This window comes from Brytella acorum (assembly GCF_029309905.1).
Classification (GTDB): domain Bacteria; phylum Pseudomonadota; class Alphaproteobacteria; order Acetobacterales; family Acetobacteraceae; genus Brytella; species Brytella acorum.
The window spans coordinates 35106-57239 of sequence record NZ_JARBJP010000003.1 but is presented as its reverse complement, the minus strand read 5'-3'; the positions used below and the strand labels follow the sequence as shown (position 1 = coordinate 57239).

Below are 22134 nucleotides of genomic sequence, written 5' to 3'. Positions count from 1 at the left end.
TTTGGGAGTCACATCATGAACATTGTCCAGCAGTATGAGGCGCGCGAAATCGAGCGTCTGAGCGCTCTTCGCGCCGTTCCGGAGTTCCAGGCCGGTGATACCGTCCGCGTCGGCGTGCGCGTCATCGAAGGCACGCGCCAGCGCGTTCAGGCCTATGAGGGCGTTGTCATCGCACGCTCCAACAAGGGTCTGAACAGCAACTTCACGGTTCGCAAGATCTCGAACGGTGAAGGCGTCGAGCGTATTTTCCCGCTTTATGCGCCGAGCATCGCGGAAATCGAAGTCGTGCGTCGCGGGAAGGTCCGTCGCGCGAAGCTGTACTATCTGCGTGGTCGCCGTGGTAAGTCCGCGCGTATCGCCGAGCGTCCCCGCGACGTGGTCGCGTCGTAAGACCGGGCCGAAAGAAGGAGAGGGTGCATGGCGGCGCGTACGCTGTTCGACAAGATATGGGACGACCATGTCGTTGAGCGTCTCGAAGACGAGACCTGCATCCTCTATATCGACCGGCATCTTCTTCATGAAGTGACCAGTCCGCAGGCTTTCGAAGGCCTGCGGATGACCGGGCGCCGTCTGCGGCATCCGGAGGCGACGGTTGCGGTCGTCGATCATAACGTGCCGACGACCGACCGCAGCCAGCCGATCGAGGAGCCGCAAAGCCGACTTCAGGTCGAGACGCTGGAGCGCAATGTCAGGGAATTCGGTGTCCCTTATTTTCCGCTTCAGTCTCCCCAGCAGGGCATCGTGCATGTCGTCGGACCCGAGCAGGGCATTTCCCTGCCGGGCATGACGATCGTGTGCGGCGACAGCCACACCTCCACCCACGGCGCCATGGGATCTCTGGCGTTCGGCATCGGCACGTCCGAAGTCGAGCACGTCATGGCGACGCAGACGCTCCTGCAGAAGCCCGCGAAGAACATGCGTGTGACCGTCGAGGGGCAGGTCGGCCCCGGCGTCACCGCCAAGGACATCATGCTGGCCATCATCGGCAGGATCGGGACCGCGGGCGGGACCGGACATGTCATCGAATTCGCGGGGTCCGCCATTCGCGCGCTCGATATGGCCGGACGCATGACGATCTGCAACATGTCGATCGAAGCGGGCGCGCGGGCAGGGCTGGTGGCGCCGGACGATACGACGTTCGACTATGTGCGCGGCCGTCCTTTCGCCCCGAAGGATGACGCGTTCGAACTGGCCTGCGCGTATTGGCGCACCCTGACGACGGACGCGGATGCGGTTTTCGATACCGAAGTCTTCCTTCGCGCCGAGGATATCGTGCCGAATGTCACCTGGGGGACCAGCCCCGAAGACGTCCTGCCGATCGATGGCGTCATCCCCGATCCCGAGTCCTGTGATGATCCGGCGCAGGCCGCAGCGTGGCGCCGCATGCTGGACTATATGGGTCTGAAGGTCGGCGAGAAGATCGCGGGTACGAAGGTCGATGTGGTCTTCATCGGTTCCTGCACGAACAGCCGTATCGAGGATCTGCGTTCCGCCGCCGATATCGCGCGTGGCCGCAAGGTCGCCGAGGGTGTGCGCGCCCTGATCGTCCCGGGTTCGGGGCTGGTCAAGGCGCAGGCCGAAGCCGAGGGGCTGGACCGGGTGTTTCTCGATGCCGGTTTCGAATGGCGGGAAGCGGGGTGCTCGATGTGTCTGGGCATGAACCCGGACAGGCTGACGGCGGGACAACGCTGCGCCTCCACCTCGAACCGTAATTTCGAGGGGCGACAGGGGCCGGGTGGCCGGACGCATCTCTGCTCGCCCGCCATGGCCGCGGCCGCGGCCGTCACCGGCTGTCTGACGGATGTGCGCGTATTTTCCGGTGTTGCGGAGGCTCTGTGATGCAAAAATTCACGACGCTCACGGCCGTTGCCGCGCCGATGCCCAACGAGAACATCGATACCGACCAGATCATTCCGGCGCGATTTCTCAAGACCATCCAGCGCACCGGACTTGGCAAATTCGCCTTCGCCGCCCAGCGCTATGACGCCGACGGTCAGGAACGGCCCGATTTCGTTCTGAACCGCGAGCCTTATCGACACGCCGAAATTCTCGTGACCTATGATAATTTCGGCTGCGGCTCGTCCCGCGAGCATGCGCCATGGGCGCTTCTCGATTTTGGCGTGCGCTGCGTCATCGCGCCCAGCTTCGCCGATATTTTCTATAACAACTGTTTCAAGAACGGCATTCTGCCGATCCAGCTTCCGCGTGAAATCTGCGACGCGCTGATGTCGGACGCGACGATGGGCGCGAATGCCCGTCTTACGGTCGATCTCGAGCGTCAGGTCGTCGTGCGTCCTGACGGCGAGGAAATTCCGTTTGTCGTGGACCCTTTCCGTCGTCACATGTTGATCGAGGGGCTGGACGATATCGCCCTCACCCTCCGCCATGAGGGGGATATCTCCGCCTATGAGAGCGAGCGGGCAAAGGAAAAGCCCTGGATGCCGAAGATCGTGCTGGGAAGCGGCTCATGAGCGACGTGAAAAAACTCCTTGTCCTGCCGGGTGACGGCATCGGCCCCGAGGTCATGCGTGAAGTCGCGAAAGTCGTGCAGTGGATGCAGACGCATCGCGGATTGAAGCTCGATATCGCGGAAGAACTGGTTGGCGGAGCCTCTCTTGCGCGTCATGGCGTGCCGATCCGTGATGAGGTCGTGGCTCTCGCGCGTGAGGCCGATGCGGTGCTGTTCGGCTCGGTCGGGGACCCGGCCTGGTCGCATGTGGGTTTCGACAAGCGTCCCGAGGTGGCCATCCTGCGGCTGCGTCAGGATCTGGAGCTTTTCGCCAATCTGCGTCCCGCGATCGTTTTCGATGCGCTGGTGGATGCGAGTACGCTGAAGGCCGAGGTGGTCCGCGGTCTCGATCTCATGATCGTCCGCGAAACCGTCGGCGGCGTGTATTTCGGCGAGCCTCGTGGCATCGAGACGCTGGCGGATGGTACGAAACGCGGCGTGAACACCGAAGTCTATACGACGCCGGAAATCGAACGCGTGGCGCGCGTGGCTTTCGATCTCGCGCGTGTGCGCGGCAATCGCGTATGCTCCGTCGAGAAATGCAACGTGATGGAAAGCGGCCTTCTCTGGAAGGAAGTCGTCACCGATCTGCACAAGCGCGAATATGCCGATGTCGAACTCTCACACATGCTCGCCGATAACTGCGCCATGCAGCTTGTGCGCAATCCGCGCCAGTTTGACGTCATCGTGACGGGCAATCTGTTCGGAGATATACTCTCGGATCTGGCGTCGATGTTGACGGGTTCGCTGGGGATGCTGCCCTCGGCCACGCTCGGTGGCGAGCGGGCGGATGGCCGAAGGCATGCGCTTTACGAGCCGATTCATGGCTCGGCGCCTGATATCGCGGGCAAGGGCATCGCCAATCCGATTGCCCAGATCCTCTCCTTCGCGATGCTGCTGCGCTATTCCTTCAAGCGTGAGGACGACGCCGCCATGATCGAGAAGGCCGTCTCGTCCGTGCTCGAGAGCGGGCTGCGCACGGTCGATATCATGTCGGACGGCAAGGCGCAGGTCAGCACGAGCGTGATGGGTGACGCCATCGTCAATGAATTGGCAAAAAGCGCGGTTTGAACCCGCCCGCGCCGCAGGATGGCGCTTTGCTTTTCGGATGGATTGCCTATAAGGGCACCTGTCCGGGCGAGAGTGACGGAACGGTAGACGTAGTCGGCTCAAAATCGACCGCCGCAAGGCATGGGGGTTCGAATCCCCCCTCTCGCACCAACCTTTATCGCAGGTCGCCCCTTGAAGCGGGCTTCCGGTTCCGCAGCGTATCGTGCTGCGTTTCAGCGCGGATCGAGCGATGTCAGAACAATCTTCCACCAAGCCCACCGTTCGTCCCGCCAGGCCGTTTTTCTCATCAGGGCCGTGCGCCAAAAGGCCGGGCTGGTCATTGGACGTTCTGAACGGGGCCCTGCTGGGACGGTCTCATCGCGCGCCCGAAGGCCGCGCACGCCTGAAAGAGGTCATCACCCGCTCCCGCGATCTTCTGGGGCTGCCGGAAGGGTGGCGTCTGGGAATCGTGCCCGGATCGGATACGGGTGCGGTGGAAATGATCCTCTGGGCTCTGGCCGGGCAACGCGGCGTGGATGTGCTGGCTTTCGAGAGTTTTTCGGGCGAATGGGCACGGGACCTCCGGGAGATCCTGCGGATCGACGATCTGCGCGTTCTGGAGGCGCCTTATGGGGCGTTGCCGGATCTGGAAGCGGTCGACTGGTCCCGCGATGTCGTGCTGACCTGGAACGGCACGACGTCCGGCGTGCGGATGCCGGGGCCGGATGTCGTGCCGGCCGAGCATGACGGGCTCGTGATCTGCGATGCGACCTCGGCGGCGTTCGCGATGGATCTGCCCTGGGATCGTCTCGATATCGTGACGTGGTCCTGGCAGAAGGTTCTTGGCGGCGAGGCGGCGCACGGGATGGTCGCCATCAGTCCGCGCGCCGCCGCGCGCCTGGCGGCGCCGTCGATCCGTCCGTTGCCGAAGATTTTTCGCCTGTCGAACCGCAAGGGCCTGATCGAGGCCATTTTCGAGGGCGATACCATCAATACGCCGTCCATGCTCTGCGTCGAAGATGCGCTGGACGGGTTGCGCTGGGCCGACGCGATCGGCGGACTTCCCGCGCTCCAGGCGCGCACTGCCGCCAATCTGGGCGTGGTCGAAGCCTGGGTGGCGAAACGGGACTGGGTGACGTTTCTCGCGTCGTCGCCGGAAACGCGCTCGTCGACATCCATCTGCCTGAAGATCGTGGCGCCGTGGTTTGCGTGCCTTGGCGCGGACGACCAGACGAAAGCCGCGAAGGATATCGCGGCGCTCGTGGCGCAGGAACGTGCGGGGTTCGATCTGGCGTCCTATCGCGACGCGCCGCCGGGGCTTCGGATCTGGGGCGGGGCGACGGTGGAGGCCGATGATATCGCGGCTTTGCTGCCCTGGCTCGACTGGGCGCATGCGGAAGTCAGAAAGACATATGCGTCATGAGTCCTTTCGAAGACCCCAATGTGGGGTTGCTGCCATCCGGTTTTATCGACCTGCTTCAGCATGAGGCGGAAGCCGAGGCGCGTGGCATCGAGACGGTCATGGAAGTCTTTGGTGCCCATGGCTATGAACGGGTTCGACCCCCGCTGTGTGAATTCGAGGCCTCTCTTCTGCTGGGCTCGGGCGAGGCGCTGACTGAACAGACCTTCCGGCTGATGGACCCGGATTCGCGTCGGATGATGGCCCTTCGGCCCGACATGACCACGCAGATCGCGCGCATCGCGGCGACCCGACTGGCGGACAGGCCCCGCCCTCTGCGGCTCTCCTACACCGGCACATGCGTCGTGCTCGGGACGCCCGGGCGCGAAGGGGAGCGTCAGATCACGCAGGCGGGAATCGAGCTGATCGGCGTCGATTCGGCGCTTGCGGATGCCGAGGTCGTTCTCATCGCAGCGGAAGCTCTGTCGCGGCTTGAGATCGCGCATGTATCTTTCGATCTCTCATGCCCGGCCCTGGCTCAGGCCGTGATCGACGCCGCAGGTCTTCCGTCTGCGGGGCGGGCGCAGCTGGCTCATGCCGTCGATCGCAAGGATGCGGCTGCGGTGGCGGCGCTCGGGGGGCACATGGCGCCGGTTCTGACGGCGCTGCTGGACGCGGCGGGACCGGCGGCAACGGCTCTCAGGGCGCTCGGGACGATCGATCTGCCTTCAGAGGCCCGCAGGCATGCAGAGCGTCTCACCGCTGTCGCGCATGCGATCGCCGATGCCGCGCCGGACCTGCGCGTGACGGTCGATCCGGTCGAATTCCGGGGCTGGCAATATCATACCGGCGTCTGCATGACCGTGTTCGCGCGGGGCGTGCGTGAGGAACTGGGCCGGGGCGGGCGCTATCTTGCTCACGCCAGTGAGCCCGCCTGCGGATTGACGCTACGTCCGGAAGCGCTTCTGCGCGCGGCCAGGCCGATTGCGCTTCGCAAGCGGGTTTATGTCCCGCATGGTCTTTCGGCGGCTCGCGCGCAGGCTTTGCGCGCGGAGGGCTTCGCGACGGTCGCAGGGTTTGCGCCTGTGGCCGATCCCGCATCGGAGGCGCGTCGTCTCGACTGCCTTTACGTTGCTTCCCATAACGATCTGACCCGTCTCTAAGAGGAAACGAGAATGTCGAATGTGACCGTCATCGGCACCCAGTGGGGTGATGAAGGCAAAGGCAAGATCGTGGACTGGCTGGCCAGTCGCGCGGATATCGTCGTGCGCTTCCAGGGTGGCCACAACGCCGGTCACACGCTAGTTGTCGGCGATCAGGTCTATAAGCTCTCGCTGCTGCCTTCGGGTCTTGTCCGGGGCAAGACGGGCGTGATCGGCAACGGTGTCGTGGTCGATCCGACCGCGCTCCTTTCAGAAATCGAACGGGTCTCCGCGCAGGGGCTCACGGTGACGCCAAAGACGCTGTGGGTAGCCGAGAACGTGCCGCTGATTCTGCCCGTTCATGTCGCGACCGACCGCGCGCGCGAAGCGGCGCGTGGCACGCGCAAAATCGGCACGACCGGGCGCGGTATCGGCCCGGCTTATGAAGACAAGGTCGCGCGGCGTGCGATCCGTCTGTGCGATCTGGCCGAACCCGAGACGCTCGACTGGAAGCTCGACGAGCTGCTGCTTCATCACAACACGCTGCTGGCCGGGCTGGGCGCAAAGACGTTCACGAAAGATGAGGTGCGCGCCTATCTCGACGATATCGCGCCCAAAGTCCTGCCGTTCGCCTGTTCGGTCTGGGAGAGGCTCGATGAAGCGCGTCGCGGCGGACGCCGCATCCTGTTCGAGGGCGCGCAGGCGGTGATGCTCGACGTCGATCATGGCACCTATCCGTTCGTGACGAGTTCGAACACGGTCGCGGCGGTCGCTGCGAGCGGCAGCGGCATGGGACCGGGTTCGATCGGTTTCGTGCTCGGGATCGCCAAGGCTTACGCGACACGCGTGGGCGAGGGGCCGTTTCCGTCTGAACTCAATGATGCGGTCGGGCAGCGTCTCGGAGAGCGTGGCCATGAGTTCGGGACCGTCACGGGCCGCGCGCGCCGATGTGGCTGGTTTGATGCCGTCCTGGCGCGTCAGGCCGTCAAGGTGGGCGGGGTCAATGGTGTCGCGCTGACCAAACTCGATGTTCTTGACGGATTTGAAGAGGTCAGGATCTGCGTCGGGTATGAACTCGATGGTCGCCGGATTTCGTCCTATCCGGCCGCGCCGGGTGCGCAGGCCCGCGTCAAGGCTGTCTTCGAGACCATGCCGGGCTGGCAGGAAACGACGCGGGGCGCACGCAGCTGGGGCGAATTGCCGGCACAGGCCATCAAGTATGTCCGTCGTATCGAGGAACTCATCGAGGCTCCCGTGACGCTGCTTTCGACCAGCCCCGAGCGTGACGATACGATCCTCATGCGCGACCCCTTCGAGGATTAAGGGAGCCTTAACCGGGCAAAGGACATGATGCTTCCGAAGAGGAGAATTCATGTCCGGTACCGACAATCTGTCCGGTCAACATAACGACGCGTCCGCGGAGTTACGCATCAATGGTCGTTTTCAGGTTCTGCGGGAAACATCTTTGCCGCCGATTGGCGGGGCCGCGGCGTTTGTCGCGACGGACCCGCTGGCTCCCGGCATGGGATACGCGGCCCTAGCGCCTGACGATGTCAGCGCTCGTCTGGAGCAATATGAGGCTTTCCGCCACCCCGCACTGATGCCGGTTCTGGCGCATGACCGCCTTGAGGGCGCCCCCTGGATCCTGACTCTTCGTCCGTCGGGGCCGTCTCTGGCGAGCCTGTCCGGCCCGTGGCGGGAAAGTCAGATCGTCAATTCCGTCATCCGGCCTGTCGCCTCCATTCTGATGCAGGCACAGCAGCTTGGCCTGACATTACGAAATCTCCGCCCCGATAATCTTTATCCCGGCGTCATCGCTCAGGAAGTGCTGGTCGGGCCACTCGGGATTACACCGCCCGCCTTTCTTCAGCCTCTCGTGTTCGAATCACTCTCATCGGCGGTCTGCTCCCCGGCGGCGCGAGGCTATGGCTCGATCGTCGATGACGTGTTTTCGCTCGGCGTCGTCATTCTCACCCTGTGTCTGGGCAAAGCGCCTCTGGAGGGCCTCTCCGATGAGGATATCCTTCGGCGACGTTTCGAACTCGGCACGCCACAGGCCTATCTGCGGGACCAACCCGTCCCGGCGGGTCTCGTCTCACTTCTGCAAGCGATGCTGTCCGACGATCCCAGCCAGAGACCGGCGCCTGTTGATCTGGTCAACATGGAGACCAGCAAGCTCTTTTCCGTGCGGCGCGAGAAATTTACCAGACAGGCGCTTCCGGTCGGGCCTTATATGGTTCGATCGAGGCGCGCCCTGGCATGGGCTGCAACGCGGCGCCCAGAGGAGTTCGTCGATCTTCTGCGCTGCCGACAGGTCGATGCCTGGCTCAAGAAGGATCTTCATGAGTCGGCGTTGAGCGAGGATATCGCAGCGGCTGGCATCGAACTTGTTCGCACCGGGGGCGTGGATACGGATGGGGGGGCATTGCGCCGCATCGTGCATACGCTCGATGCGGATGCCCCGCTCTATGGCGGGGGGCAATGGTTCTGGCCTGAAGCATTGCCGACCATGCTGGCTCTCGAGGCAGCGGGAAGAAATCCCGCTGCCTCGAAAGGAAGCTGCATGGCGATTGCCACGCAGGTTCTCGCTTCAGAGACGGATTATGTGTCATGGGCAGGGCTTCTTGGCAGCCAGTTGAGACAGTTGGGGCAGGAGGCGCGGCGGACGGGCCAGAAGGGCGCGGCCCGTATTCGCCGACTGATTTATGACGGCAATATCTGGCAACGTTGTCTGTCTCCATTATGTCTGAGTCGTCGACTGGTCGTTGCCTCCGAGGCTCTGAAAGCTTTGGACGCCAGCATGGCCGGACGTGATGTTCCGGCGGCAACCGCAGTCCGTTCCGGGCTTATTGACGAGCAGATGCGAGCATTTCTCGAGAGTCACGCTGTGCGCATGGGATTTCATCCGCGAAGCGCCCTCACTACGGGAGAAATGCCGTTGTGGCTGCAAGACTTTGCTCTTCTGGCCTGGTTACAGCATCGATCCGCGGATTCTCCGCCGCTGCCGGGTCTCGCGGCTGTAACGTTTCCGCTGCTGAACGGAGAATTGAAAATATGGCAAGCCCGTTCGGAGCGCGAACGGCGTGCGACCGAGCTGCGTAAAGCATCTGAAGGCGGCATACTCCATGAAATGCTGGATCTCGTGGTGAACACGATTGCTCTGCGCCAGGACCGTATCGCCGGGCAGACGGCGCAGCATGAATTCGAGGCCATCGAGAGCCAGCTTCTTCATCAGAAAACATTTATGCCGAATGTGGATGCCGATACGCGGCGTCTGGCGGCCTTCGTGACCATGAGCAGTGGCATTGGCCTGAGTATCGTCAGCTGCGTTTATGAGATGTTGCACTAATGGCTGATAAAGCTCTGGCCGGGCGTTTTCGCGGACGCGGCAATCCGTTGCAGTGGTGGCACGGCGTCGTGTTGGGACTGGTCGTGGCATGGTTGCCGGGACCAGCAACGGTGGTCTTCATTTATTGGCTGCCGCTGCTCCTGCTCTACGTTCTTGAACCGAAGAACGAGGGCTATCGGGCGACAGCTGCGCTTTTCTTCGTCATTGCTGCCATGACTCATCCCGTGCGGCGGATATGGGATGCCTCAGGTGACTGGGACACATGCACCGATGTCCTTCTGGACCCGCGCAATCTGATCATGGATTGGGGCGCGGTCGCCCTGGCGTGGCTCGTCTCCGAACTCACGGTCATCGGTCTGCGTTTATACAGGGCTCAGGCGCAGGCCGCCGCCATCCGCAGGTTGCAGGACAGAGCGCGTGTACTGAAGGAGGAGTGGGGTTTCGAACCGATCGCACCGCTGCCAGAGGAGAAGACATCCTGACGCGGGAAATCTTCTCCAGGTCGCCGCGGCTCCGGAAGCGATCAGGCTTCGTCCTTCGCGGCATGGCCTTTCTGACGATTCCGCCGATCTTCGACCTGCGCGGACATGGCCTTCTGTAGCTTCTCGAAAGCGCGTGCTTCAATCTGCCGCACACGCTCGCGCGAAATACCGTACTGATGTGAGAGCTCCTCAAGAGTCGAAGGCTCTTCTTTCAGGCGTCGCTCGGTCAGAATATGGCGTTCGCGCTCATTCAGGCCGCTCATGGCCTGAGAAAGCAGCGCCTGTCGGCCGCTGAACTCCTCGTGCTCTCCGAGCACCTGTTCCTGGTTCTCGTTGTCGTCAACGAGCCAGTCCTGCCATTCGCCTTCGCCATCGACGCGCAGCGGCGCGTTGAGACTATGATCGGGGGCAGTCAGGCGGCGGTTCATCGACACCACGTCCTGCTCGGGCACGCCGAGTTCGGTCGCGATCTTGTTGACCTGCTCCGGCTTGAGATCTCCGTCGTCGATGGCCTGCATCTGTCCTTTCAGGCGACGCAGGTTGAAGAACAGCTTCTTCTGTGCCGCCGTCGTGCCCATTTTGACGAGAGACCAACTGTGCAGAATGTATTCCTGCATGGCGGCCCGGATCCACCACATGGCGTATGTAGCCAGACGGAAGCCCCGATCCGGATCGAACCGGCGCACGGCCTGCATCATGCCGATATTGCCCTCGCTGATGAGTTCAGCGACGGGCAGCCCATAGCCGCGATAACCCATGGCGATTTTGGCGACGAGACGCAGATGGGATGTGACGAGTTTATGCGCGGCCTGCGTGTCGTGCTCGCGCTGCCAGCGCTCCGCGAGATCGCGCTCTTCGTCCTGGGTCAGAAGAGGATATTTTCTGATTTCCTGAAGATAACGCGTCAGGTTGCTCTCAGGGGTCATGGAAATGACGGCAGATGAGACCATGGCTCAGTGCTCCTTTTGCCCGGATATGCTGAAAAGAATGTGGCTCTGGGTGTCAGAAAGCAGAGAGCGCCAAACTGTTCCGCCGATCCGTGCATGACGCGGGGAAGGGACTTCACGTCCCCGCCATCGGTCCTCCTGTGAGCAACCTCAGGCGAGACGTCCATTCCGGCGGAGCGTCACTTCGTCGGACAGCATGAACACAAGCACGAGAGGGCCATCATGTCAACGCAAAGGGGACTTGGTTACTCCCCTTTAATCCGCCCTCAGGACCGCGAGGAGATCCTGCATGTCTTTCGGCATGGGGGTCTCGAAAAGCATCGTTTCGCCGGTGCGGGGATGCGTAAAGCCAAGACGTGCGGCATGAAGCGCCTGACGGGGAAAATCCAGGGCCGCGACGCGTGCGTCCGATGGCAGTTTGCGTGCGAAAGAGGGGATGCGCCGCAGGTAAACGGGATCGCCTATGAGAGGGTGGCCCGCATGGGAGAGATGCACCCGGATCTGATGGGTGCGGCCGGTGGCGAGTTTGCATTGTACCTGGGAGACGGCGTCGTGAAACACGTCCAGCCTGCGTACATGCGTCAGTGCCGCTTTTCCCGAAGGGCCCGCGACGACAGCCATGCGTTTGCGGTCGCGCCTGTCGCGTCCGATGGCGCCGTCAAACGACGAGTCGCCCGTAAGCAGCCCCCATGCCAGGGCGAGATAGGACCGGTCCATGGTTCGCGCGGCAAACGCTTCCGACAACGCCTGATGGGCAAGGGGTGTTTTAGCGACGACCATGACGCCCGACGTGTCCTTGTCGAGGCGGTGGACGATGCCGGGACGTTTTTCGCCGCCGATTCCCTCAAGATCCTCCCCGCAATGGCCGAGAAGCGCATTGACGAGCGTGCCCGTCTCGTTGCCGGGAGCCGGATGCACGACGAGTCCGGCTGGTTTGTCGATCACGATGAGATCGCGGTCTTCAAACAGGATCGGCAGGGCATGATGTTCGGCCTGGGGCCGCGCGGGGGCGGCCGTGGGAACGTGCAGCCTGAGGATTTCCCCCTCACGAACCGCATGGGCCGGTTCGTGGAGCGGCGCGCCGTTGGACGTCAGGCGGCCATCCTCGATCAGCGCCTTGATGCGTGAACGTGACAGCCCATCGCACATCATGGCCAGAACACGGTCGACGCGTTGGCCCGCATAAGACGCGTCTATGTTCAGCGTCACATGCTCGGGCGGCGCGGAAGGGGTGGAATCCATCATCCGCGTGCTGTAGCGCAGGGCGCAGACAAGGGGAACGATCCACATGACATCCAGAGAGCCCGTCAGCCCATCAGACAGGTCCGAGACCGCCTTCGCGCTGGGGAGCGGATCACGCGTGCTGCTCGGCATCGTCGTGGTGATGGGCGTCATGATCGTGGCGGGAGTCGCGGGCCTGGTCGGCGTGATCGTCCATCGAGCGGCGCATCCGCATGCGGGGGGCGTCGATGGCATGGCCCAGGGCCGCATCGAGGATGCCGGTCGTGGTCGGGGAGTCGAGACATCCCTGCCCGTTCCGGCAGGGAGTCGGATCATATCCTATCGAATGGCTCAGAACGGAACCGTGATCGTGCATGTCAGAGGCACGGACACGGATCGTCTGGTCATCTGGAATCCGCTCACCGGGCTTGTGATCGGAAGCCTCGATCTCGCGCCTCCGGTACCGAACAGGATCAGCCCTTGAGGATCGCGTCCAGAAGTCCGGGAAAGCGGGCGTCGAGATCGGCCCGCCGCAGGGAGTTGATATGTTGCACGCCCTGTGCCTCCGTATGGACCAGCCCGGCTTCCCGAAGCACGTGAAAGTGGTGGGACATGCTCGATTTCGGGCGATCTCCCAGAAGGGCTGCACAATTCGCGCAGGGCACGCCGGCAAGATGCCGCACCACCTCAAGACGGATCGGGTCGGCGAGAGCGCGCAGAACCGGCATCAGTTCGATCGACGATGCATCCGGATGGTCGTAGGCTGGCATGGTGGCATGATACTCCAGAAACGATGGGATAACGGGCCCCTCTTGCAGGCTCGTTCAAACAGGTAGATAGTTCGATAAAATACGAACGAACATTTTTCGTTCGGCTATAGCAGAGGGTAGCACGATGCCAAGCCTGTTTGATCCCATTCGAATCGGTGCCATTGAGGCTCCGAACCGCATTTTCATGGCGCCCCTGACGCGGGCCCGCGCGACACGCGATCACGTTCCGACGCCGATCATGGTCGAATATTACACGCAACGGGCGAGCGCCGGTCTGATTATCAGCGAAGCCACGGGGATCAGCCAGGAAGGGCTGGGCTGGCCCTATGCGCCGGGCCTGTGGAACAGGGAGCAGGTCGAGGCCTGGAAACCCGTGACGAAAGCGGTCCACGAGCATGGAGGGCGGATCGTCGCGCAGCTCTGGCACATGGGGCGCATGGTGCATTCCAGCGTGACCGGTCTTCAGCCCGTCGCACCTTCGGCGATCGCGGCGCCGGGATATTCTCACACTTATGAAGGCAAGGTGCCTTATGAGACGCCCCGCCCGCTGGTCGAGAACGATTTTCCACGGATTCTGGACGATTACGAGAGGGCGGCCCAACACGCGATGGAGGCGGGCTTTGACGGTATTCAGCTCCATGCGGCCAATGGCTACCTGATCGACGAATTTCTTCGTGACGGGCCCAATCATCGGACGGATGGCTATGGCGGCAGCCCTGAGAACCGGATGCGTTTTCTCACGGAAGTCGTCGATCGCCTGACGGCAACGATCGGCGCGGATCGAACGGCCGTCCGCCTTTCGCCCAATGGCGATTCGCAGGGAAGCATCGACAGCGATCCCGCGAGCGTCTTCGTTCCCGCGGCGCGTTATCTCGACAGCAAGGGGATCGCCTTTCTCGAACTGCGCGAACTGGGACCGAACGATACGTTCGGCAGTACGGACCAGCCCAAGCTCTCTCCCGAGATCCGCAAGGTTTTCCATGGCCCGCTGGTTCTCAACCAGGAATATACGCGTGGCGCGGCGATCGAGGCTGTCGCGGACGGGCACGCCGATGCGATCGCATTCGGCCGCAAATTCATCTCCAATCCCGATCTCGTCGAGCGTCTGCGGCGCGATCTTCCGCTCGCGCCGGATGTCATGAAAACCTGGTATTCGCGCGGTGCCGAAGGATACACCGACTATCCGTCAGCGTCGGCCGCCGACTGAGGTCATGCCGGATCCGGGCCGCTCTCACGAGCGAGGGCGAGCCCGGCGCCGGACGATGTTCCCGGGGTTCAGATTGTGAAATACTTGGCGCGCGGGTTGAGAATGACCAGCGCCGAGGTCGATTGCTCCGGATGGAGTTGATAGCCGTCGCTCAACGAGACGCCGATGCGCTCCGAATCCAGCAGGCGCAGGATGGGCTCCTGATCTTCGAGGCGGGGGCAGGCGGGGTAGCCGAACGAGAAGCGTGAGCCTCGATATCCCTGCGAGAGCATTTTTTCCATGTCGCGGTCGTCCTCGCCCGCGAAGCCGAGTTCGGCGCGGATGCGTTTATGCGTATATTCCGCCATCGCTTCGGCCATTTCGACCGACAGGCCGTGCAGGTAGAGATAGTCCTGATAGCGGTTGTTCTCGAACCACTCGCGCGCGAGGTCCGAGGCCCGCTGGCCGACGGTGACGATCTGCAGGCCGATGACGTCGCGATGCGCGTCGTCAACGTCGCGCACGAAATCGGCGATGCATTCGCCGTCATCCTTCGGCTGGCGCGGGAGCGTGAAACGGACAGCCTCCGTGACACCGTCCTCTTCGAAGATGATCAGGTCATTGCCCTCCCCGGCGGCTTTCCAGTAGCCGTAGAGGGCCTGTGGCTTGAGCACGTCGAGTTCCGCCGTCAGCGCCAGCATCCGCTTGAGGACCGGGCGAAGTTCCTGCTTGGCGTAGAGCATGAAATCGTCGAGAGAGCGGCCCTGTTTCCGGAAGCCCCACTGGAACTGATACAGCGACCGTTCATTAAGGAAAGGCAGGATCGCGTTCGGCGAAGCCTCGACGAGGCGAGGGCCCCAGAAAGGCGGCTCGATGAGGGGCTGCGTGCCAGCGATTTTCGCGCGACGCGCCCGGGCGGCGGAGGGATCCGCAGGCGTAAAGCCGCGACTTTCGGCGGCGTCGGGTGCGCGCTCGGATTTCCGGCGGCTTTTGCCCGCGCGTTTGGCCTGAATGGCCGCGAGATAGTCGTCAAATGTCTGGCTCGCCACCTTGTCCATGAGCGCCAGCCCGTCGAAGGCGTCGCGCGCGTAAGCGACTTTGCCGGGCGTACCCTGGCCATAGCTCAGGGCGCATTCTTCCTCGACATAATTGCGCGTGAGGGCCGCGCCGCCGAGAATGACGGGAATGTCCAGTCCCTGCCGCGCCATCTCATCGAGGTTCTCGCGCATGATGACGGTCGATTTGACCAGCAGGCCGGACATGCCGATGGCGTGGGCCGAATGCTCCTTCGCTGCCGACAGCATGTCGGCCAAGGGAACCTTGATCCCGAGATTGATGACTTTATAGCCGTTATTGGTCAGGATGATGTCCACGAGGTTCTTGCCGATGTCATGCACGTCCCCCTTGACCGTTGCGAGCACCATGACGGCGCGGGACTGGCCTTCCACACGCTCCATATGGGGTTCGAGATAGGCCACCGCCGTCTTCATGGTCTCCGCGGATTGCAGAACGAACGGCAGTTGCATCTTGCCCGAGCCGAACAGTTCGCCCACCACCTTCATGCCGTCGAGCAGGACGTTGTTGATGATGTCGAGCGGCGGCATTTCGAGCATCGCCGCGTCCAGATCCGCTTCCAGTCCCTTGCGGTCGCCATCCACGATGCGGTCCTTGAGCCGCTCGGCGGGTGTGTCGGCGACCTTCTTTTTCACGGCGTCCGCGGCCTTGCGACCGGCGAAGAGTTCGAGGAAGCGCTGGAGGGGGTCATAACCCGCGTCGCGCCGATCGTAGATGAGGTCTTCGGCGACCCTGACTTCCTCTTCAGCGATCAGATGCAGGGGGCGGATCTTGCTGACATGCACGATCGCGCCCGTCATCCCGGCTTTCACGGCGTGATCGAGGAAGACCGAGTTGAGCACGGCGCGCGCCGCGGGATTGAGGCCGAACGAAATGTTGGACAGGCCGAGGATGATCTGGATGTCGGGGAAGCGTTCGCGGATCAGCCGGATGCCTTCGATGGTCCATTGACCCAGCTTTCGGTCGTCTTCCATGCCGGTCGCGATGGTGAAGGTCAGCGGATCGATCATCAGATCGGATTGCGGCAGGCCGTGTTTGTCGCAGGCGAAGGCCACGAGACGCTCCGCGATCCGGAGCTTGTCCTCGGGCGTCTTCGCCATGCCGACCTCGTCGATCGTCAGGGCGATGACCGCGGCGCCGAACCTGCGTGCCAGGATCATGCGATCCTCGGCATGGCCTTCACCATCCTCGAAATTGATCGAGTTGATGATCGGCTTGCCGCCATGCAGCTTCAGCGCGCTCTCGATGACGTTGGTCTCGGTGGAATCGATGACCAGCGGCGCGTTGACCGAGGACGTGAAGCGGGTGACGACCTCGCCCATTTCCGCTATCTCGTCGCGCCCCACGAAGGCCGTGCAGATGTCGAGCGCATTGGAGCCTTCGCCAGCCTGTTCGCGCCCGACGGCGACGCAGCCGTCCCAGTCGCCCGCCTCCTGAAGATCGCGCCACTTCTTCGAGCCGTTGGCGTTGCAGCGCTCGCCGATGGAGAAATAGCTGTTTTCCTGCCGCAGCGTGGTCTGGCTGTAGAGGCTGGCTACGGACGGTACCCAGTGAAACCGCCGCGCGACCGGGGACGGACGCAGACCGGAGCCCGCGCGTCGCCGCAGCATCTGGTCCATGGCGCCGATATGGGGAATGGATGTGCCGCAGCAGCCGCCGATCAGGTTGAGGCCGTCTTCCTCGACATAGCGCTCCATCCAGGTCGCCATGTCCGCGCCGCTGAGAGGGTAGCGCGTCTGGCCGTCGACGAGTTCCGGCAGTCCCGCGTTCGGTTGAAGCGAGATCATGCCGGGCCAGTTCTCCGAGAGCCACTTCACATGCTCGCCCATCTCCTGCGGGCCGGTCGCGCAGTTCATGCCGATCAGCGGCACGTCGAGCGCATGCACGACCGTCGCGGCGGCGGCGATATCGGGGCCGACAAGGAGCGTGCCGGTGGTTTCGACGGTGACCTGGACGAAAATCGGCGCGTCGGAGCCGAGTTCGAGGCGCGCCTTCTTGGCCGCGTTGACGGCGGCCTTGATCTGAAGTGTGTCCTGGCAGGTTTCGATCAGGAACGCGTCCACGCCCCCATCCACGAGGCCCCGGCACTGCTCGGTGATCCCGGCCTCCAGCGTGTCGTAGTCGATATTGGCGAGTGAGGGCAGTTTTGTACCCGGTCCGATCGACCCCACGACCCAGCGGTGTCGTCCATCGGCAAATGTTTCGGCGGCTTCGCGCGCGAGTTCCGCCGAACGACGATTGATCTCGCGCGCGCGATCCTGGAGATCGAATTCGGCGAGCGTGACCGTAGAGCCGCCGAACGTGTTGGTCTCGACCATGTCCGCGCCAGCCTCGAAGTAGCCGCGATGAATTTCACGGACGAGTTCGGGACGGGATAAAGTCAGAACCTCGGTGCAGTTCTCCTGCCCCCAATAGTCGCGCTCCACGTCCAGATCGAGCATCTGCACGCGCGATCCCATGCCTCCGTCGCAGAGCAGGACGTGGTCGCGCAGGGCGTCGAGGAGATGGGGGCGCGTGGTCATCGGGCGTGTTTGTTCCTGCGGATATTCGGGAAAATGCGAGGACGTGGCATTTCTGCCCGCCCGGAGGAGGTGGACTCTGGGTAACTGGCGTTCTGGGCTGGCGCTTCTTCCAGATCGGCCATACCATGTCCAGCATGACATGGAACGTCCATCGTAGCCGGGAAGCGGGCTACCTGTCCAAATGGCGAGAGCCGGTTTGAAGGACGGTCGTCTTCCGCTGTGGCTCTGCTCATCGACGACGGGCTGGGCCGTTGCGCGGCGCGGTCATGCGGCGCTTGTCGCGTTGCGCCCCGTTCGCTCGGAAGATGGCTGGCTGGTGACGCGGCAGATGCAGTCGTCCCCGCTGGTCCCGCGAGGGCATGGGCTCTCATGTGCGTGCTGTACGTCACGCGATGAGGTGGCGCAGGCACTTGGGCTGCTGTTTCAGGACAAGGTGAGGCATCGGTGCGGCGATTTTGCCGAAGTGGCACTGCTGGAAGCGCCATCGCGGCTGCCCGCACGGGCGGCCTCACTGAATGCGAACCGCCTCATTGCGGCGCGTTATCGAGTCTGTTTCGATGCCGCCATGCACGAAAGTGGTCTTTCCCGGCGTGTCGCGCGATGACGTGCCGTCATCGCCAGTCTGCTGCGAAGCCGTCACATTGAAGTCTTTACGACCGCAAGGATAAACGGCACATGTCAGGGAACCGCGAACCTGTTTTATTGTAACGTAATCCAAGGGGGCGGCGCGTCTTCTGCTTTTTGTCCCTGCTGATTATTTGTGAGGTTTCCCTGTGGATCAAAATGAGCACGTGACGGGGAGCGCGGATTCTGCCGAGCCTGCCTATATCCGTCTCCGCGCCGCCATGGCTGCCGCCCGATACCACGGGATCGAACTGGATATCCATGATTTCGCGGCCGAGCCTGGCGAGGCTTCTCCGTCGCCCGCATCTCTCGCGCGCTGGCTGAACGATCAGGGGGCCGTCGCCAAAGGCATGCGGATCCGCTGGCGTTACCTCGTGAAAATGAACAACTCCCCGCCCATCGTTCTGATGTTCCGGGATGGGTCCGCGGCTCTCATGGTGCGCGCCGACGCCGGTCGCGGGATCGTCTGGCTGCGGGATCCGCTCTCGGATGAAGGCGAGGCGCCAGTCGCGGTGGATGAACTCCGCCTCTCGCAGGTCTGGACCGGCGATATCCTGCTTGTGAAGGCGCGTCGCGGCGAATCAGAGGCGGATGCGCCCTTCAACCTTGCCTGGTTTGCCCGGATCGTGCTGCGTGAAAAACAGTCACTGCGCGATATCCTGATTGCGTCCATGGTTCTCAGCATCCTGACGATCGTACCAGCCCTGATCGTCATGCAGGTCGTCAACCGGGTCGTGGCCTATCGTTCGATGTCTACGCTCGTCTCGATGATCGGCCTCGTGGTCATTCTGTCCTTCTATGAAATTCTGCTGACATATGCGCGCCGTGAACTGATGCTGGTGATGTCCACGCGGATCGATACGCGCATGTCTCTGCACACTTTCGCGCGTCTGCTGGCGCTTCCCCTTGAATTTTATGAGCGTGAGCAGACGGGACGTGTTCTTGGCCGTTATATGGCCATCTACAAGGTGCGCGACTTTCTGACGGGTCGTCTCATGACGACCGCCCTCGACATGTTCACGCTTCTGGTCATCCTGCCGCTGCTTTTCTACATGAGTGCCACACTGGCATGGATGACCCTGGCCAGCGCAGGTCTGATCGGTCTTATCGTCGTTCTGTTCCTGCCGCCCATGGCGAAAGTGATCGGACGGACGATCGAGGCGGAAATGGCTCGCGGATCGGTTCTCTACGAGACCGTCGCCGGGATCAGAACGGTCAAGACGCTGGCCCTGGAGCCGACACGGAAAGAGCGCTGGGACGAGGTCACGGCCGATGTCGTGCGATGGAAACTCGCTTCCGGACGCATGGGCAACTGGCCGGCGACGCTCGTCATGCCCATGGATATGTTCATCAACCGGGGCATTATCCTCGTGGGAGCTTATCTGGCGCTGGAAAGTCCCGGAGGCATGGCGGCTGGCGGCCTCATGGCGTTCATGATGCTGGGTGGACGTGTCGCGGCCCCGCTGGTCAACCTTGCGAAGCTCCTCGAGGATATCAACGAAGTTTCGGCCTCGCTCGGCGAGGCGGGCGCCGTGCTGAACCAGCCGACGGAAACGAAGGCCCTCACGACAGGAATGCGCCCCGTGATCAAAGGTGCGCTGTCCTTTCAGGCCGTGAATTTCACCTATCCTGGCGGGGCCGTCCGAGCGCTCGATGACGTCACTTTCGATGTGCCGGCGGGAACGATGCTGGGGCTCGTGGGGCGTTCCGGATCTGGAAAATCGACTGTCACGCGTCTGCTTCAGGGCGTAAGCCGTGGTTATTCCGGCTATCTGCGGCTGGATGGTGTCGAGTTGCGTGAAATCAACCTGACCCACCTCCGTCGGAATTTTGGTGTGGTGCTCCAGGATAACTTCCTTTTCCGCGGGACGATCCGCGATAACATCACGGCCGGGCGTCCGGGGCTGACGATTGATGACGTCGTTCGCGCGGCGCGGCTTGCGGGTGCCGAAGAATTCGTCGAGCGCATGCCCGCAGGCTACGATACCTGGATCGAGGAAGGTTCCACCAATATCTCCGGTGGGCAGCGGCAGCGGCTGGCGATCGCCCGTGCCGTGATCTGTGATCCGAAACTGATGATCCTCGATGAGGCGACATCGGCGCTCGATCCCGAAAGCGAGGCTCTCGTCAATGCCAATCTGCAACGGATCGGCAAAGGACGTACGATGGTCATCGTTTCGCATCGTCTCTCGTCTCTCGTCGACTGCGATCAGATTTGTGTCATGGATCGCGGACGGGTCGTCGACATTGCGCCTCATGCTGTGCTGCTTGAGCGCTGCGACATCTACAGAACACTCTGGATGCAGCAGAACCGGCATCAGAATGCCGGAACAGACCCCGGCCCGACATCGATGCTGGCGGAAGGAGAATGACGATGACCGATGGCAATCTCATTCCGGTTGATGACGCTTCGAACGATGGTGCCACGAAGTCAGAAGGAAAGAACCTTCGCCGCCGCGCCCCGGACCCGTTTTCGCAGGACGGGATGCCGCTGGCCCTGCTGGAATTTCATTCGCCCAGCGCGGCGCTCATCAATCTGCCTCCCACACCCGCCGCGAAGAACATTATCTGGATCGTAGCCGCGCTTTTCGGGGCGGGTCTCATCGCGTCGGCCATTTTCCCGTTGAACCGGGTGGTTTCAGCGCCCGGGCGTATGGTGTCCACGGAGCCAACCCTGGTCGTGCAACCTCTGGAGACGGCGATCGTCCGCTCCATCGACGTGAGGGCGGGGCAGTTCGTACAGAAGGGTCAGGTTCTCGCCCATCTGGATCCGACGCTCACCAAAGCCGATCTGACCAACATGAAATTGCAGCGTGATTCCTATCAGGCTGAGGTCGATCGTCTGCGTGCCGAGGCTGACGGCAAGGAGTATCAGCCCGACGTCGGTAATCCGGCTTCTGTTGATCAAGCCGCCGCTTTTCAAAAGCGGAAGCAGGAATATACGGCCAAAGTCGCCCAATATGACGGTCAGATCGCAGCGCTCCAAAGCCATATGGAGGGCGCGCTGGCCAACGCGGCCATGTATCGCAATCGCGCTCGTATTTCCGGCGAAGTTTTGACCATGCGGCAGAATTTGCAGCATCAGCAGGTGGGAAGTCGGCTTTCCACGCTGAGCGCGCAGGCCGATCTGGCGGAATCCGAGCGGTCCCAGATTTCCTCACAGGAGGAAGCAGCCTCCTATCGCTCCCAGCTGAGCGGCGCCCGTGGAGAAAAGGACAATTACATTCAGGGATGGAAAGGCCAGATTTACGCGGATCTGAGTCTCGCCGAGCACCACCTGAACGAGGCCGTCAGTGATTACGACAAAGCACGTCTGCGCGGCAGCCTGGTTCTGCTGAAGGCGCCGCAAGACGCTGTCGTGTTGACCATCTCGCGATACTCCATCGGTTCGGTCGTAACGACGGGCCAGCAGATCATGACCCTCGTGCCGACCGGGTACGGCCTTGAAACGGAAGCGATGCTTCGGGGAGAGGATGTCGGCTTCGTGCAGACGGGCGACAGCGTCATCCTCAAATTTTCGACTTTCCCTTACGACCAGTACGGCGGGGCCGAGGGAACCGTGACCTCGATCAGCGCGGATGCGTTCGGGAATGATGGCACCGTCGACGGGCAGCCGGGCTCGTCCTCGCAGGGCGCAACCAGGCAGACCCCGGATGGCGCTGAACTGAACGGCTCCTACCGGATCCGTATCCGGGTGGACCGCTACACGCTTCGCGGGGTTCCGAATTTTTTCCATCCCATTCCCGGTATGCCTGTCACGGCCGATGTCGCCGTCGGCAAGCGCACCTTGATGCGGTATTTTCTCAATCGTCTCGTACCGGCCGCAACCAACGGCTTCCGCGAGCCGTCTGGAGACTGA

General features: G+C 62.5%; 18 protein-coding genes and 1 tRNA gene. 15 read left to right on the top strand and 4 right to left on the bottom strand.

Annotation, left to right across the window (positions count from 1 at the left end):
* The first annotated feature begins 15 nt into the window (after window positions 1-15).
* The 10 genes from rplS (at window position 16) to PWM43_RS06630 (ending at window position 9931) form a co-directional block, all read left to right on the top strand.
* Entirely contained in the window at window positions 16-390 is a 375-nt protein-coding gene (gene rplS / locus PWM43_RS06675) for a 50S ribosomal protein L19 (RefSeq protein WP_289841807.1), read from the top strand.
* Between the two features lie 27 nt (window positions 391-417).
* Entirely contained in the window at window positions 418-1839 is a 1422-nt protein-coding gene (gene leuC / locus PWM43_RS06670) for a 3-isopropylmalate dehydratase large subunit (protein WP_289841806.1), read from the top strand.
* On the top strand, window positions 1839-2471 hold the full coding sequence (gene leuD, locus PWM43_RS06665) for a 3-isopropylmalate dehydratase small subunit (protein ID WP_289841805.1): 633 nt from the start codon (window positions 1839-1841) through the stop codon (window positions 2469-2471). Before leuC ends, leuD begins: the two co-directional genes overlap by 1 nt.
* A complete protein-coding gene (leuB, locus tag PWM43_RS06660) occupies window positions 2468-3580 on the top strand; it encodes a 3-isopropylmalate dehydrogenase (RefSeq protein WP_289841804.1) in 1113 nt (370 codons plus the stop codon). Before leuD ends, leuB begins: the two co-directional genes overlap by 4 nt.
* A 66-nt stretch (window positions 3581-3646) precedes the next feature.
* Window positions 3647-3730 (top strand) — tRNA-Leu (locus tag PWM43_RS06655).
* A 79-nt stretch (window positions 3731-3809) separates the two neighbouring features.
* Entirely contained in the window at window positions 3810-4982 is a 1173-nt protein-coding gene (locus PWM43_RS06650) for a phosphoserine transaminase (protein WP_289841803.1), read from the top strand.
* Window positions 4979-6121 carry an ATP phosphoribosyltransferase regulatory subunit gene (locus tag PWM43_RS06645; protein ID WP_289841802.1) on the top strand — a complete coding sequence of 381 codons (1143 nt, stop codon included), beginning with the start codon at window positions 4979-4981 and terminating at the stop codon, window positions 6119-6121. Before PWM43_RS06650 ends, PWM43_RS06645 begins: the two co-directional genes overlap by 4 nt.
* A 12-nt stretch (window positions 6122-6133) precedes the next feature.
* A complete protein-coding gene (locus PWM43_RS06640; protein WP_289841801.1) occupies window positions 6134-7423 on the top strand; it encodes an adenylosuccinate synthase in 1290 nt (429 codons plus the stop codon).
* A gap of 49 nt (window positions 7424-7472) precedes the next feature.
* On the top strand, window positions 7473-9449 hold the full coding sequence (locus tag PWM43_RS06635) for a serine/threonine-protein kinase (RefSeq protein WP_289841800.1): 1977 nt from the start codon (window positions 7473-7475) through the stop codon (window positions 9447-9449).
* Complete coding sequence (locus PWM43_RS06630) at window positions 9449-9931, top strand: hypothetical protein (RefSeq protein WP_289841799.1); 483 nt, start codon at window positions 9449-9451, stop codon at window positions 9929-9931. Before PWM43_RS06635 ends, PWM43_RS06630 begins: the two co-directional genes overlap by 1 nt.
* A 41-nt stretch (window positions 9932-9972) precedes the next feature.
* Here the strand turns inward: PWM43_RS06630 and rpoH are convergent, their stop codons facing one another.
* Both rpoH and PWM43_RS06620 read right to left on the bottom strand, forming a co-directional pair.
* Window positions 9973-10881 (bottom strand): RNA polymerase sigma factor RpoH, encoded by a 909-nt coding sequence (gene rpoH / locus PWM43_RS06625; RefSeq protein WP_289841798.1) that lies wholly within the window; start codon window positions 10879-10881, stop codon window positions 9973-9975.
* 252 nt (window positions 10882-11133) lie between these two features.
* The gene (locus PWM43_RS06620; protein WP_289842030.1) at window positions 11134-12120 is read right to left on the bottom strand and encodes an RluA family pseudouridine synthase; all 987 of its coding nucleotides are present in this window, start codon (window positions 12118-12120) and stop codon (window positions 11134-11136) included.
* 46 nt (window positions 12121-12166) lie between these two features.
* Here PWM43_RS06620 and PWM43_RS06615 point away from each other — a divergent pair, with 46 nt between their 5' ends.
* A complete protein-coding gene (locus tag PWM43_RS06615) occupies window positions 12167-12583 on the top strand; it encodes a hypothetical protein (RefSeq protein WP_289841797.1) in 417 nt (138 codons plus the stop codon).
* Here the strand turns inward: PWM43_RS06615 and PWM43_RS06610 are convergent.
* Complete coding sequence (locus PWM43_RS06610; RefSeq protein WP_289841796.1) at window positions 12573-12869, bottom strand: ArsR/SmtB family transcription factor; 297 nt, start codon at window positions 12867-12869, stop codon at window positions 12573-12575. The two genes, PWM43_RS06615 and PWM43_RS06610, sit on opposite strands and share 11 nt — an antisense overlap.
* 124 nt (window positions 12870-12993) lie before the next feature.
* Between PWM43_RS06610 and PWM43_RS06605 the strand changes: the two genes are divergently transcribed.
* The gene (locus tag PWM43_RS06605) at window positions 12994-14076 is read left to right on the top strand and encodes an alkene reductase (RefSeq protein WP_289841795.1); all 1083 of its coding nucleotides are present in this window, start codon (window positions 12994-12996) and stop codon (window positions 14074-14076) included.
* Window positions 14077-14144: 68 nt separating this feature from the next.
* On the opposite strand, the gene metH is transcribed toward PWM43_RS06605, so the two are convergent.
* Window positions 14145-17651: a methionine synthase gene (metH, locus tag PWM43_RS06600; RefSeq protein WP_289841794.1), complete on the bottom strand. Its 3507-nt coding sequence runs from the start codon at window positions 17649-17651 to the stop codon at window positions 14145-14147.
* Between the two features lie 181 nt (window positions 17652-17832).
* Between metH and PWM43_RS06595 the strand changes: the two genes are divergently transcribed.
* The 3 genes from PWM43_RS06595 to PWM43_RS06585 all read left to right on the top strand — a co-directional run bounded on the left by PWM43_RS06595 (window position 17833) and on the right by PWM43_RS06585 (window position 22134).
* A complete protein-coding gene (locus PWM43_RS06595) occupies window positions 17833-18255 on the top strand; it encodes a hypothetical protein (protein ID WP_289841793.1) in 423 nt (140 codons plus the stop codon).
* A gap of 169 nt (window positions 18256-18424) precedes the next feature.
* Window positions 18425-20647 carry a peptidase domain-containing ABC transporter gene (locus PWM43_RS06590; RefSeq protein WP_394356049.1) on the top strand — a complete coding sequence of 741 codons (2223 nt, stop codon included), beginning with the start codon at window positions 18425-18427 and terminating at the stop codon, window positions 20645-20647.
* Window positions 20644-22134 carry an HlyD family type I secretion periplasmic adaptor subunit gene (locus PWM43_RS06585; protein ID WP_289841792.1) on the top strand — a complete coding sequence of 497 codons (1491 nt, stop codon included), beginning with the start codon at window positions 20644-20646 and terminating at the stop codon, window positions 22132-22134. Before PWM43_RS06590 ends, PWM43_RS06585 begins: the two co-directional genes overlap by 4 nt.

What these genes read in the sequence shown, in the direction of transcription:
- rplS (WP_289841807.1), top strand. Translation starts at nt 16, where the DNA reads ATGAACATTGTCCAGCAGTATGAGGCGCGCGAAATCGAGCGTCTGAGC.
- leuC (WP_289841806.1), top strand. Translation starts at nt 418, where the DNA reads ATGGCGGCGCGTACGCTGTTCGACAAGATATGGGACGACCATGTCGTT.
- leuD (WP_289841805.1), top strand. Translation starts at nt 1,839, where the DNA reads ATGCAAAAATTCACGACGCTCACGGCCGTTGCCGCGCCGATGCCCAAC.
- leuB (WP_289841804.1), top strand. Translation starts at nt 2,468, where the DNA reads ATGAGCGACGTGAAAAAACTCCTTGTCCTGCCGGGTGACGGCATCGGC.
- PWM43_RS06650 (WP_289841803.1), top strand. Translation starts at nt 3,810, where the DNA reads ATGTCAGAACAATCTTCCACCAAGCCCACCGTTCGTCCCGCCAGGCCG.
- PWM43_RS06645 (WP_289841802.1), top strand. Translation starts at nt 4,979, where the DNA reads ATGAGTCCTTTCGAAGACCCCAATGTGGGGTTGCTGCCATCCGGTTTT.
- PWM43_RS06640 (WP_289841801.1), top strand. Translation starts at nt 6,134, where the DNA reads ATGTCGAATGTGACCGTCATCGGCACCCAGTGGGGTGATGAAGGCAAA.
- PWM43_RS06635 (WP_289841800.1), top strand. Translation starts at nt 7,473, where the DNA reads ATGTCCGGTACCGACAATCTGTCCGGTCAACATAACGACGCGTCCGCG.
- PWM43_RS06630 (WP_289841799.1), top strand. Translation starts at nt 9,449, where the DNA reads ATGGCTGATAAAGCTCTGGCCGGGCGTTTTCGCGGACGCGGCAATCCG.
- rpoH (WP_289841798.1), bottom strand. Translation starts at nt 10,881, where the DNA reads ATGGTCTCATCTGCCGTCATTTCCATGACCCCTGAGAGCAACCTGACG.
- PWM43_RS06620 (WP_289842030.1), bottom strand. Translation starts at nt 12,120, where the DNA reads ATGGATTCCACCCCTTCCGCGCCGCCCGAGCATGTGACGCTGAACATA.
- PWM43_RS06615 (WP_289841797.1), top strand. Translation starts at nt 12,167, where the DNA reads ATGACATCCAGAGAGCCCGTCAGCCCATCAGACAGGTCCGAGACCGCC.
- PWM43_RS06610 (WP_289841796.1), bottom strand. Translation starts at nt 12,869, where the DNA reads ATGCCAGCCTACGACCATCCGGATGCATCGTCGATCGAACTGATGCCG.
- PWM43_RS06605 (WP_289841795.1), top strand. Translation starts at nt 12,994, where the DNA reads ATGCCAAGCCTGTTTGATCCCATTCGAATCGGTGCCATTGAGGCTCCG.
- metH (WP_289841794.1), bottom strand. Translation starts at nt 17,651, where the DNA reads ATGACCACGCGCCCCCATCTCCTCGACGCCCTGCGCGACCACGTCCTG.
- PWM43_RS06595 (WP_289841793.1), top strand. Translation starts at nt 17,833, where the DNA reads ATGGCGAGAGCCGGTTTGAAGGACGGTCGTCTTCCGCTGTGGCTCTGC.
- PWM43_RS06585 (WP_289841792.1), top strand. Translation starts at nt 20,644, where the DNA reads ATGACGATGACCGATGGCAATCTCATTCCGGTTGATGACGCTTCGAAC.